This is a genomic window from Planococcus sp. TJ-201, from assembly GCF_058268495.1.
In genome coordinates, this window is the sequence record NZ_JBZDOG010000005.1 from 75,462 (window position 1) to 88,665 (window position 13,204).

The following is a 13,204-nucleotide window of genomic DNA, read 5'->3' on the forward strand; positions in this document are numbered from 1 at the left end:
CTCTCCTCGTCTTGTTTTGGAATACAAAAATCCCCGCAACCAGATGAATCATCTGATTGCGGGGACGGTTAAAACCGCGGTACCACCACGCATTAATGCAATAAACTTTTGCACTCACTTAAACAGGCTCTTCGCCTTTCCCTTTAACGCAGGGCTTACGTCTCCCTTACTCGCTTCCGCTTTCAGGCCAGCTCTCCTAAGTCCATTCGCGCAGTTTATCCAATCAGCTTGCACCAGCCGCTGACTCTCTAAATGAATCTCCCTGCCTACTCGTCTCAATCCTCGATTTATACACTCTTCTATTCTGGTCTTTTCTAGGCTCTTCTCTCAAAAGGACTTGCTTCTCGTACAACAAGTGACCCTAATCTTAAAAGGTTTTGTTTATTCTGTCAAGTAAAAGAAATGCAGAAGCACCTGTAGAGGTCCGACGGGCAAAAAAAGCACCAGTAGCCAGTTTCTCTGGACACTTGTGCTTGAACAAACATGAATCACTGGTAATAGCCATCCAGTTCTTTTCGCAAAGCCGCTTTGAGAAATTTTCCGACTGAGGTTTTCGGCACTTCTTTCAAAAAGACCACATCGTCCGGAACCCACCATTTGGCAAATTGACTCTCCAGGTATGTCAGCAATTCCGATTTCATCGCTTCATCTTCAGCATAGCCTTCTTTCAGGACTACACAAGCAAGCGGACGTTCGAGCCATTTTTCATGGGGAATCGCGACAACAGCTGCTTCAAAAACAGAGCCATGGGTCATCAGCGCATTTTCCAAATCAACAGAAGAAATCCATTCTCCCCCGCTCTTGATCAAATCTTTTGTTCGATCCGTCAACTTGATGTAGCCATCCGGTTCAATGACGGCAATGTCTCCCGTATAAAGCCAACCCTCTTTAAAAGCGTCTTCCGTCCGTTCATCCTTATAATATTCATCGGCAATCCATGCACCTTTGACGTTCAATTCTCCCATCGTTTCACCGTCCCAAGGAGCTTCCCCATTTTCATTCACAATCCGCACTTCCAGCCCCGGCATCGGTAATCCCGCCATTGACCGGCGTTCGATCCGCTCGTCCATCGTCATATCCGCCATAGTCGAAGTCGTAATAGCCAAACTAACAAGTGGTGAAGTCTCCGTCATGCCATAGCCGGTGACAAAAGGCACATTGTATTTTTCTTCAAATGCCCGGATTAACCCTTTCGGTGAAGCCGATCCCCCGCAGATGATCATCCGCAACGTTTCAATATTGCGCGGATTTGCTTCCAACTCTTTTAAGACGCCTAGCCAGATAGTTGGGACACCGGCAGTCAACGTGACTTTTTCTGATTCAATCAAATCCAGCAGCATGCCCGGAGCAAACCCTGGTCCCGGCAGTACTTGCGTAGTGCCGAACAGGACACTTGCAAACGGCAGTCCCCATGCATTGGCATGGAACATCGGGACAATCGATAATGCAATATCGCGTTCAGACAAGCCCATTGCGTCGGACATGCCGAGGGCATAGCTGTGCAGCACCAGCCCCCGATGTGTGTAGACGACCCCTTTTGGATTTCCGGTAGTCGCCGACGTATAGCACATGCCCGCCGGTGTGTTTTCATCCAGATCTTCAGGGAATTCAAAGCTGCCATCCTCAGCCGCCAGCAGCTCTTCGTATGAATGGACATTTTCAAGTGAGATGTCCGGCAAATCTGTCCCGTCTTTCATGACAACAAAATGTTTGACCGTTTTCAGCATTGGCGCCAACTTTTCAATTAACGGGAACAAATCGTGATCAACCACTAGGATTTCATCTTCTGCATGATTGATGACATAAGCGATATGTTCGGGAGACAGCCGGATATTGATCATGTGTAAAATAGCGCCAGCACCAGGCACCCCAAAGTACAGTTCCAGATGGCGGTGATGATTCCAGGCAAAACTTCCAACTTTTGTACCGCGCTCCATACCGATTTTGCTTAAAGCTGCGGCCAATTTGCGGGTGCGTACCGCAAATTCTTTATAAGGAATACGGTGAATCATATTTTCTCCAGTCCGTGAAACAATCAATTTTTCTGGAAAGTAGCGCTCTGCTCTTTTTACGAAAGATGATAATAATAACGGCGAATCCATCATGTCACATCCGACTCCTTCTTCGTTTTATTTCGCTCAATGAAAAACGGGTGCTTGTGCCGCTCATCAGCCTTCAATACAGGTGTAAGACAAGCATCCACGCTGAGTGATAGCCGGTACCATTCCTGCCAGTCTTTTGATTTGAAAAATGCTGCCACTTCTTGGTGTTCGAGACTTCCTACCGGTTTCCCAGCCCACTCCAACCACTCTGACCGTTGGAAAAAATCACAAAAAGCTTGCCAAAATTTATGTTCCAACGCTCCTAAAGTTAACCAGCGCCTGTCTTTTGTTTCATAAATGGCATAACATACCCGAGCACCGCCAATTTCTGGAATGCCCTTTTCCGATATGCCAGCTTCAAAATAAGCATCATGATTGCCAAGAAATTCCGCCATAACTTCAGCCAATGCAATATCTAGATATTGCCCCTGTCCGGTTCGGAACTTTTTCAATAGCGCAGCAAGCAGCTGTTCCGAAGCGATCAAACCTCCAGTAAAATCAGCGAAGGTATTCGTCGGATGAATGGGCCTGCCAGAAGCATCGCTTAATTGATCCAAGGCACCGGACAAAGCCATATAATTCAAGTCATGGCTTCCCAATTCCGCCATTTCACCTGTTTGGCCATAACCTGATAGCGAGCAATAAACCAAATCCGGCTTAACCGTTTTTAGGCTGTCATAATCCAAACCCAGCTTCTTCAAGACACCCGGCCGGAACGTCTCAATCAGCGCATCTGCACCTTTGACCAAATCCAGCATTTCCAGACGGCCTTCCGGAGATTTCAAGTCGATATGAACAATCGTTTTGCCACGGTTGTTCGCCACATGGACGTGCCCTCCGCTCATATAGCGGGCAGGGTCACCTTCTGGCGGTTCTATTTTAATAACTTCCGCACCCAGTTCAGCAAGCCGCATTCCCGCATAAGGCCCCGGAACATAATAACTAACATCCAGGACCCGTACACCTTTTAGCGCATTTTTCATTTACAGCCCCATCCGCTTGGCAATAATGGTTTTCATGATTTCATTGGAACCGGCATAGATTGCAGCTACCGGAATGTCCCGGTACCGGCGCGCAATTTTATATTCTTCCATATATCCATATCCACCATGCAATTGCATGCATTCACCAGAAATCTTTTTGGCTGTGTCGGTCAGCCAGTATTTTGCCATCGATACCTTGGAAACGATATCTTTTCCAGCCATATGGTCTTCAATCAATGATTCCAAGAATGAATGGCCCAGTTCGATTTCCGTCGCCATTTCCACCAGTTTGAACTGCGAGTTCTGAAACGAGCCAATCGGCTTGCCGAATGCTTTTCTCGATTTTACATATTCCAACGTCATTTCAAGCATATCCTCAGAAGCCACCTGTGCCGCTAATGCGACTACCAGCCGCTCCTGCTGCAGTTTTTCCATCAAATAGGTAAAGCCTTTATTTTCTTCGCCAATTAAATTCGAAGCAGGGACGACGCAGTCTTCAAAATACAGTTCGGACGTATCCTGTGCATGAAGGCCTACCTTATCGAGCTTACGCCCTTTCGTAAAGCCAGGTGTCCCCTCTTCTACCATCAAAAGAGAAATCCCCCGGTGTTTCGGTTCTGCCTTTGGATCGGTTTTTACGACCACCAGCACCAACGTCGAATTGATGCCGTTGGTAATAAAGGTTTTCTGGCCATTGACAATATAGGTGTCACCATCCCGTACCGCTGTAGCTGATATATTTGCGAGGTCAGATCCTGCTCCGGGCTCTGTCATGGCGATGGCTGTGATATGATCTCCCGAAACACAGCCCGGCAGCCAGCGCTGCTTTTGCTCTTCGTTTCCGTACGCTTCAATATAAGGAACAGTAATGTCATTGTGCAGGCCAACTCCTGTCAAACTGGCACCCACACGCTCCATTTCTTCACCAATAACAACGGCGTAACGGAAATCAAGGCCAAGGCCGCCATATTGTTCTTCTACCTGGGGACTCAAGAAACCCATATCACCAAGTTTTTTCCAGAATGACTTGGGGATTAGGCGATCTTTTTCCCATTGGTCATAATTCGGGACTGCTTCTTTCTCCAAAAATTTTCGCAACGATTTGCGGAACATCACATGCTCTTCTTCTTCAAAACGGTATTTCGCCATTCTTTCATCTCCCTTATTTTGGCTGCATCCGGATTGCTCCGTCGAGTCGAATCGTTTCGCCATTCAGCATCGGGTTTTCTGTAATGCTTTCCACCAATTGTGCGTATTCAGCAGGTTTTCCGAGACGCGCCGGAAATGGCACTGCTGCCGATAATGAAGCAATTGCCGCATCCGGCAAGCCTTCGACCATCGGCGTCTCCATCAAACCAGGTGCAATCGCCATGACACGAATCCCATCTCTCGCAAGTTCTCGGGCAATGGGCAATGTCATCGATACCACGCCCCCTTTTGATGCACTGTAAGCCGCTTGGCCAATTTGACCCTCATAAGCTGCAACAGATGCAGTCGAAATGATGACTCCCCGTTCACCCTCTATGTTCGGTTCGTTTTTCTGCATAGCTGCTGCCGCAATGCGAATAACGTTAAAACTGCCAACTAAATTCACTTTGATGACTTTTTCAAATTGATCCAAAGCAATCGGTGTACCTCTGGATAACACTTTTCCCGGCGTACCGATGCCTGCACAATTGACAACTAAATCAATGCCACCAAACTGTTCCAGCGTTTCACTGATATTCTGTTCGACCTGCCCTGCATTCGTTACGTCAGTTTCTTTGTAAATAACCGATTCTTCGCCTAACTCTTGAATCAGTGCTCTTGCCCGTTCCGAATTCAAATCAAAAATAGCCGCCTTTCCGCCACTTTCTGCTATACGCCGTACTGTCGCTTCTCCAAGTCCCGATGCCCCACCCGTAACCACTGCTTTAATCTGTGAAAATTCCATTGTCATCCCCCTTAGATTTCAAAACGTTTTAAAGTTTTTCAATAATCGTAGCGTTTGCCATACCCATTCCTTCACAGATTGCCAGCAGACCGTAGCGGCCATTTGAGCGTTCTAATTCATGCATCAACGACACCAACAGCTTGGTTCCCGTCGCACCAAGTGGATGACCGAGCGCAATAGCTCCTCCGTTGACATTCAACTTTTCGGGATCTCCGCCAATATCACGCAACCAGGCAAGCGGGACCGGTGCAAATGCTTCATTCACCTCATAACGATCCATGTCTCCGATTTCAAGTCCTGCTTTTTCCAGCACTTTTTTTGTGGCCGCTATCGGACCTGTCAGCATTAAAGTCGGATCAGAACCGACCACTGTACGCGCCAGTATCCGCGCTTTCGGCTTCAATCCGAGTTCACGTGCTTTTTCAGCTGACATCAATAGCACAGCTGAAGCACCATCACTCATTTGGCTGGCATTGCCAGCAGTAATTACACCTTTGTCATCAAAAACAGTCTTCAATCCAGCCAGAACTTCCAGCGTTGTTCCAGGACGCGGCCCTTCATCCACAGCTGCTATTTTTATTTCCCCGTTTTCGTCTCTCGTTTCAATAGCGACAATTTCACGTTCGTACCACCCTGCCTGAATAGCATGTTGAGCGCGTTCATGGCTTTGCACCGCAAAAGCGTCAAGCTGCTCACGGGTGAATCCCCATTTTTCAGCGATGCGTTCTGCAGATAGTCCCTGATTGATAATTTCGTATTGATCCGTCAGCTTTTTACTTGGTAATATTCCTTGCATATTGGAGAACATCGGGACACGTGTCATGCTTTCGACACCACCTGCAATAACAATGTCCATGTCTCCTGCTAAAATCGCTTGCGCGGCGAAATGTACGGCTTGCTGGCTCGATCCGCATTGGCGGTCGATCGTTACTCCTGGCACGTAATCAGGAAACCCGGCAATCAATGCTGCAGTGCGCGCAATATTTCCGCCTTGCTCACCCGACTGAGAAACACAGCCTAAAACAACATCTTCAACATCTCCTTTTTTTACCCCAGCACGCTGTACTAGTTCTTCCAACACAAAAGCAGCCAATTCATCTGGGCGCGTCGAGGCAAAGAGACCTTTTCTTCTTCCTACCGGAGAACGAACTCCTTCTATAATTACCACTTCTCTCATGCACTTCACCTCATCTCTTATTTTTTGAATCCGCTTTCATTTATCGGAATTGAATGACTATTCACTCATTACAATTATTGTACAAGAACCCTTTAACAAATGCCACAAGAAAAATGGAGACACCTATGCACCCCTAACAGCCATAAGACATGCGGTGCTCTTTGCCGCGTTTCCGATATTTCAATCAAAAAAATTCCGCAGCCTAAGCCACGGAATCATTTCTTATTCTTCAATTAACCCTTTTTCAATAAGGAACTCACGAGCAACGTCAGCAGCTACTTCCTGGTCTACATCAATACGTGAGTTCATGGCCAGCATTTCCTCTTCGCTGATTTGCCCTGCCAATCCGCTCAGTACTTCCTCAAGTTCTGGATATTCTTCAAGTGTCTCCATTCGCACGACCGGTACTGCGTCGTATTTCGGGAAAAATGAAAGATCATCCTCTGTTGTCGCAAGATCGAACAATTCAATGCGGCTATCTGTTGTGAAGGCTGGAATAACATCTACTTCTCCACTTTGAACAGCTTCGTACATGATGGCTGGATCAAAACTTTCGGTAGCAGAAAATTCGAATGGATACGTCGCAACAAGGTCATCAAACCCGTCCCCCTGGCGCTCATAGAAAGGGTGCGGTGCGCCAAAACGCATGTCTTCCGATTGCGATAGTTCCGCTAAGTCCGAATATGTTTCGGCGTCATAACCACTGTCTTTTGAAAATGCCAACGTATAGCCATTTTCAAATCCAAGCGGTTCCAGCCAAGTCGCTCCTAAAGTATCTTCATAGCCTGCTCGAACAATCTCCAACACTTCTTCTGAAGACTGCCCGGGCACGGATTCTTCCTTCAAAACATCTTTCAGACCCGTGCCTGTGTATTCTACGTACATATCAATGTCGCCGTCTTCTAGCGCGGGTGTTAAAATTGCCACTTCCCCAAGGCCATCTTCGTATTCCACTGTGTATTCCGAATTCGCTTCAATGTACTGCCCAAGAATATGGGGCAAAATGTACTGTTCTGTCCATGGTTTACCTCCGATTACAAGCGGTTCCGATGCATCTCCACCTGATCCACATCCAGCAATGACCGCAGTCCCAGCCATTAAAATACCTAATGCTGTTTTTTTCATTTTAATTCCCCCTATGTTTTCAAGCCTTTTGGCGTGGCTTTTTTTTCAATCCACTTTAATATTTGATCAAATCCAATTGCCAGTAAAGCAACCGGAAGTGCACCAGCTAATACCAACGAGTTGTTATACGATTGCAGGCCGCGATAAATGATGTCACCCAATCCACCTGCTCCAACGAATGTGGCAAGCGTCGCGATTCCAACCGTCAATACGGTCGCAGTCCGTACACCGGCCATGATAAACGGCAATGCTAAGGGCAGCTCGATTTGGCGCAAAATTTGCATCCGAGTCATTCCCATTCCCCTGCCGGCTTCGATAGTTGAACCATCGACACCCGCAATTCCAGCATAAGTATTTCGCAAAATCGGCAGCAAAGCGTAAATAATGAGTGCTATCAATGCAGTTGGTGAACCAATTCCTAAAATCGGCACCAAGAAGCCGAACAAGGCAAGACTTGGAATGGTCTGGAAAACTGCAGTCACACCAATAATTGGTTCAGCGTAGCGCCGATAGCGGGTAATGATAATTCCCAGAGGCAATGCAATCGCAATGCCAATGGCCACGGCTACAAATGACAAGTAAATATGTTCCAATAACGCACTGAGAATCATGTCTTGCCGGCTGACAAGGGTATCCAGAAAATTTCTCATGCCAGTGCCCCCGTTTCCTTAGCAAGTGCGGCTTTTAATAAATCACGTTCAGTGGCGTATGCCACAATACGCCCATCTTGAATGATGGCCAAATGATTTTGACTGCTGTGATCCAGCTGAAAAAAAGCTTTTTCAATAGTAGAATCTGCTGTAATTTCCTCAGCGTCTCCAGACCATTCCGTTTTGAACAAGCCCAGAAATTCCAACAGCCTTTTTTCCCCAAATGTCCGTTTTTGATTAATGCGCTCGACACCAATAAAGTTGCGAACAAACTCATTGGCGGGGTTGTCAATCAATTGCTGCGGCGTTCCTGCCTGTTCGACTTGCCCATCGCGCATCAAAATAATGGAATCTGCAATTTTCAACGCTTCATCCATATCATGCGTTACAAAAACAATGGTTTTATTGATAGTTTGCTGAAGGTTTCGGAGTTCGTCCTGCAGCTGTTCCCGGCTGATGGGGTCGAGTGCAGAAAAAGGTTCGTCCATTAACACAATGTTCGGGTCTCCAGCAAGTGCTCGTACGACTCCCACACGCTGCTGCTGTCCACCACTTAATTCGAGGGGATAGCGGTCCATATAAGTCGCTGGGTCCAGGCCGACTAACTCGAGCAACTCACGTACCCGCTCTTCTTTTTTTTCTTTTGTCCATTGGAGCAAGTTAGGGACGAGTGCTACATTGTCCGAAATGGTCATATGAGGAAAAAGCCCAATGCGTTGAATAACATAGCCGATCGAACGCCGTAATTGTACTTCGTCCATTCCATTAATGGGTTTTTCATCGATATAGATGCTTCCGGTAGTCGGTTTTTCCAGTTTGTTAATCATTTTCATCAAAGTTGTTTTTCCACACCCACTGGGACCGATGATGGCAGTCAATTCGTGAGTGGGGAGTACGAGTGAAATGTCTTTTAAAGCTTCCGTTCCATCCTGAAAGCGCTTTGTGACATTTTCAAATCGAATCATAGCATCCGCTCCTTTCTGATTCTTTCAGCCTAGCTTTTTTATACCCTCTAGCAGGTCGCTTTACTCCTCTAAAAGTTTCACGGAATAATTAGTGTTCTCCAAACACGAGATGCACCGGATTAGCAATTTGCGCGTAACCGATTTCTCTGTATATTTTATTGGCGGTGGCGTTGCTCAAATCCGTGTAAAGCATGACAAAGTCAAACTCTAGCAGTAGTTCCTCTGTAACTTCAGCAACCAGCGTCCGGGCATATCCTCTGCCCCGATAGTCTTTCGGAGTAAATACGAAGGATACCGTAATGCCATTTTTAGAAGGACGCGCTTTCTTCATACACGACACGACCACTCCGGCTACTTCCCACACGTAGACTTCCTTTCTTTCTAAAAACTCGGCGATCCGGTGCGCTGCTTGTGTCTGGGTAGAGCGCCCAATCCCCGTATCCTCCTCAAAGAGCCTATACCATTCTTCAAGAAGCTCTGTATCTTTTTTACTGGCAACTCGCCACGCACCCTCACTTTTTTTCAATCCTTTATTTACTGCATCGATGCGATATAACCCCTGGTTCATCATTACTTTTACGTGTTCTTCTGTCGGTTTAGTCCAGGCTTCCGCAAAAAGACGGCTTGTCTCCTGCTCCCCCACAACCCCAGTGATTTCGACTCCAAGATTCTGCAAATGTCCAGCAATCTCTCGTTCAATTTCTGGCAACGGCTGAAAAATGACTAACTGTAAAGCATGAGGCGGCGTCATCAAACAAGCCCCAACAATCTCACCTTCAATTTCTGCAATCGCTAAAAAATACTCTTCATACTGGTTTTTTTGAATCTGGCCAAGCACTCCCAAAAACAAACTATAGATATCTTCATTTTTATACAGTAGCGGTGCAACTTTGTCCGTAAACGTTGCCGAATCAGAGTAGATAAGCAGTTCCATTTCCCCACGCCCATTTCTTTCGTAATTCCTCTTCATAAGTATTAGCTATATTATGGAAAATCTCCTGCTCGTATTTATATTTCTTTCATGAAAAAACAACGTCCTCCGAATAACGATTGGAGACGTTGTTTTTGAGTCGGCTTATTCCAATTCCATTTGCTTTGTTTCGGTCCCTAAAAATGCTACTGCCATTGCTCCAATGAGTATGGAAACACAGAAAATCCCAAAAATCACATTGATGCCAATACCAGCTGTCAGCATTGAGCCAACCAAAAGCGGACCAAGAACGCCGCCAATGCGGCCAAAAGATGCCGCCATTCCGGTTCCGGTTCCGCGAATCACAGTCGGATACTGTTCCGGTGAATACGCGTACAACGCTCCCCATGCTCCCAAGTTGAAGAACGACAGGAAAGCGCCCGCAACAATTAATAAAGTAATAGTATCCGCATTGCCAAACGCCAATGCACTGGCAGCTGTTCCGATTAAATACGTGACCAATACAAATTTTCTGCCGGCACGCTCGATCAACCAAGCTGCAGAAAAATAACCAGGCAATTGTGCCAACGTCATGATTAATACATATTGAAAACTCTGGATAAGGGTGAAGCCTTTAAGCACCATGACACTCGGCAACCAAAGGAACATTCCGTAATAAGAAAAAACAACCGTAAACCAGACAATCCACAGCATTAAAGTAGGACGTCTGTATTTTTTTGACCATACCTCTTTAATATTGGTAGAAACGGATCGTAACACATTCTTTTTCGCTGAGAACTGAGGTGAATCGGGCAAATTGATGCGAAGATACAATGCATAAAATGCTGGCAATGCTGTCAGCAGTAAAGCCACACGCCAACCGTACTCTGGAATGATAAAATACGAAATTACCGCTGCGACCAACCAGCCTGCTGCCCAAAAACTTTCCAAAAGAACAACAACGCGCCCCCGTTCTTTTGCTGGTACACTTTCTGAAACTAAAGTAGATGCTACCGGCAGTTCACCACCTAATCCCATCCCTACAAAAAAGCGCAGGACCAGGAACGCTGCAAGTGTCGTTGTAAAAGCCGAGATTCCACTGGCAATCGAAAACAGCAGCAAAGTAATGATGAAGATTTTCTTTCTGCCCACACGGTCTGCATAAATGCCGAAGACGAAGGCACCAACTGCCATTCCGATTGAGTTGACACTTCCAATCCAGCCCATTTCACTGGAAGTCAGACCCCAATCTTCGTGCAAGGCTGCGATAACAAAAGCTAAGATGCCGACATCCATTGCATCAAAGAGCCAACCCAGCCCTGCAACCCACAATAATTTATTTCTTGAAATAGAACTTGGATTTTTTTCAGCCACAGTCGACATTGTCATTCTCCTTGTCTTTACACATGTATAGTTCTGTCTTTACACACTATACGCTTGTGGCGAATTGGTGACAAGTCCCGTCGAAAAAGTCTTTTTTTTCTAATAAATAAAGATCGGAAAGAGAAGTTTTTTAAAAATCAGTTGGAAGAATTGTTTGAAGTTGAAATCATTGCGGCATTTACACTGATCATCATCGCTGCTTGCTGTGCTTGCATCAAAGTTTCCAGCGAAGTGGCAAACGTCATGGCAGAAATATCCTGTACTTCTATATGGTCCGTCATTGCTTGCTGAACAGCTGTCGAAAAAGCCATATCCTTATACCAGCGAAAAATCTTATTACTTTCCAGTTCACGCGTATTTTCCGCAATCGCTCTCAGTGCCTCCCCATCCACTTGTGTCACCGCTAAAAATCCAAGAATGGGATACTGCGCCAAACGTATTTTAATTTTTTCATCTTTGAAAAATTGGTGGATAGCCAATACCCGCCCTACCATTTTCGGATCATATCCCGGAAGATCAAACGTCATAATTTGGGACAGCCATTGGAGATCATTGCCCATAGTAAAACCTTGCTCGCGAAGATCACGATAATACATATTCATGGTCGCTGCGCGCTCTTCAAGGGAACCTTCCCTGTCGCTAAGCAATGCTGCGTAAGGGATGTCTTCGTTTGATGTAAGAAACTTATGGTGCTCTTTCATCTCTTCGTACAATTCTCTTGTTCGTTCGGCTTCTTCCGGTTTTTTCATTAGCAAAGCTGCGAGATACGTATAGGAAGTTTTCCAGAATCCTGCATCATTCAATGCTTTCTGATTTTGATTGACCAGTTTTAATGAACTTTCCACATCCTCTTCTCTCATCACCATGAAGGCGGCCGCCACATGAAGCAAGTGGGAGCGAAGAGGTGAAGTCCATCCTTCGTTCTTTTTAATGATTTCAACTGCTGCTTCATGGATGTTCTTCTCAAAAGCTTGGTCACGTGATAAATAGATATTCGCGACAGCTAATGCAATTCGTTTGTCTACTGCCCAGCCTGTAGTTGTTGATACTTCCGAGAAAGTTTGTTCAATGCGTTTGATATCCATAAAAAAGCCTCCTTTTCTCTATTATTACGAGAAAAGGAGGTGAGAAGTTTCAAAATCAGACGATCAAGACCAGGCTAACAGCCATGACGGCCATACCGGCTACTAGTCCATAGATAGACAGATGCGCTTCATCATAGCGTTTGGCAGCAGGCAACAGTTCATCAAGTGAGATGAAGACCATGATGCCGGCTACGCCTGCAAATATAATTCCAAACAAAGTATCACTTAGAAATGGCATCAGGAAAAGCCAAGCAGCAATTGCTCCGACGGGTTCTGAAATCCCCGAAAGAAAACTGTATTTAAAAGCCTTCTTTCGGCTTCCGGTTGCATAATAAATTGGGACCGATACAGCAATCCCTTCCGGAATATTATGAATTGCTACCGCAATGGCGATGGCGATTCCGAGCGCTGGATCCTGTATCGCTGACATGAATGTCGCAATTCCCTCCGGAAAATTGTGGATACCAATTGCTAAAGCAGTAAAAATACCCATCTTGCGAAGCCGGGCATATTCATCATTGGTAGGTCCGTCATCCATATCCTCTACTGTTTTGACTTCATGCGGATTTCCAAGTTGAGGAAGAATCCGATCTAATACCGCCATAAATACCATCCCGCCAAAAAAGCCAGCCAGAGTCAGCCAATATCCCATACTTTCGCCATGGGCATTCGTCAGAGAATCTTTTGCTTTAACAAAGATTTCAATTAAGGAAACGTAAATCATCACACCAGCTGAAAAACCCAGCGACACTGAAAGGAATTTTGTATTAGTGCGGGATGCAAAAAATGCAATTAAACTGCCAATCCCTGTTGCCAGCCCAGCAAAAAGAGTTAACCCTAGCGCAAATAAGACTGTACTGTCCATAGACATGCCTTCCTCCCGATTCTAGT

The 13,204-nt window shown here is 45.8% G+C and carries 12 protein-coding genes and 1 other annotated feature; all 12 genes read right to left on the bottom strand.

Annotated features, from left to right (window positions below):
• Positions 1-57: 57 nt before the first annotated feature.
• Positions 58-292, bottom strand: a binding site (T-box leader).
• A 196-nt stretch (positions 293-488) separates the two neighbouring features.
• Positions 489-2,105, bottom strand: coding sequence for a long-chain fatty acid--CoA ligase (locus AC4EG4_RS13025; protein WP_490979687.1), 1,617 nt, complete (start codon positions 2,103-2,105; stop codon positions 489-491).
• Positions 2,102-3,085, bottom strand: coding sequence for a CaiB/BaiF CoA transferase family protein (locus AC4EG4_RS13030; RefSeq protein ID WP_490988073.1), 984 nt, complete (start codon positions 3,083-3,085; stop codon positions 2,102-2,104). Before AC4EG4_RS13030 ends, AC4EG4_RS13025 begins: the two co-directional genes overlap by 4 nt.
• Positions 3,086-4,234 carry an acyl-CoA dehydrogenase family protein gene (locus AC4EG4_RS13035; RefSeq protein WP_490988074.1) on the bottom strand — a complete coding sequence of 383 codons (1,149 nt, stop codon included), beginning with the start codon at positions 4,232-4,234 and terminating at the stop codon, positions 3,086-3,088.
• A 13-nt stretch (positions 4,235-4,247) separates the two neighbouring features.
• The gene (locus tag AC4EG4_RS13040; RefSeq protein ID WP_490979684.1) at positions 4,248-5,018 is read right to left on the bottom strand and encodes a 3-hydroxyacyl-CoA dehydrogenase; all 771 of its coding nucleotides are present in this window, start codon (positions 5,016-5,018) and stop codon (positions 4,248-4,250) included.
• A gap of 28 nt (positions 5,019-5,046) precedes the next feature.
• On the bottom strand, positions 5,047-6,195 hold the full coding sequence (locus tag AC4EG4_RS13045; protein WP_490979683.1) for a thiolase family protein: 1,149 nt from the start codon (positions 6,193-6,195) through the stop codon (positions 5,047-5,049).
• Between the two features lie 222 nt (positions 6,196-6,417).
• Positions 6,418-7,320 carry a glycine betaine ABC transporter substrate-binding protein gene (locus AC4EG4_RS13050; RefSeq protein ID WP_490979682.1) on the bottom strand — a complete coding sequence of 301 codons (903 nt, stop codon included), beginning with the start codon at positions 7,318-7,320 and terminating at the stop codon, positions 6,418-6,420.
• A gap of 11 nt (positions 7,321-7,331) precedes the next feature.
• Entirely contained in the window at positions 7,332-7,970 is a 639-nt protein-coding gene (locus AC4EG4_RS13055; protein ID WP_490979681.1) for an ABC transporter permease, read from the bottom strand.
• Entirely contained in the window at positions 7,967-8,935 is a 969-nt protein-coding gene (locus AC4EG4_RS13060; protein WP_490979680.1) for an ABC transporter ATP-binding protein, read from the bottom strand. The genes AC4EG4_RS13055 and AC4EG4_RS13060 overlap by 4 nt, the downstream gene beginning before the upstream one ends.
• Before the next feature lie 88 nt (positions 8,936-9,023).
• On the bottom strand, positions 9,024-9,869 hold the full coding sequence (locus tag AC4EG4_RS13065) for a GNAT family N-acetyltransferase (protein ID WP_490979679.1): 846 nt from the start codon (positions 9,867-9,869) through the stop codon (positions 9,024-9,026).
• A gap of 141 nt (positions 9,870-10,010) precedes the next feature.
• Positions 10,011-11,228: an MFS transporter gene (locus AC4EG4_RS13070; protein WP_490979678.1), complete on the bottom strand. Its 1,218-nt coding sequence runs from the start codon at positions 11,226-11,228 to the stop codon at positions 10,011-10,013.
• Between the two features lie 137 nt (positions 11,229-11,365).
• Positions 11,366-12,313 carry a DUF4003 family protein gene (locus tag AC4EG4_RS13075; protein WP_490988075.1) on the bottom strand — a complete coding sequence of 316 codons (948 nt, stop codon included), beginning with the start codon at positions 12,311-12,313 and terminating at the stop codon, positions 11,366-11,368.
• A gap of 55 nt (positions 12,314-12,368) precedes the next feature.
• Complete coding sequence (gene zupT / locus AC4EG4_RS13080) at positions 12,369-13,178, bottom strand: zinc transporter ZupT (RefSeq protein WP_490979676.1); 810 nt, start codon at positions 13,176-13,178, stop codon at positions 12,369-12,371.
• Positions 13,179-13,204: the final 26 nt, after the last annotated feature.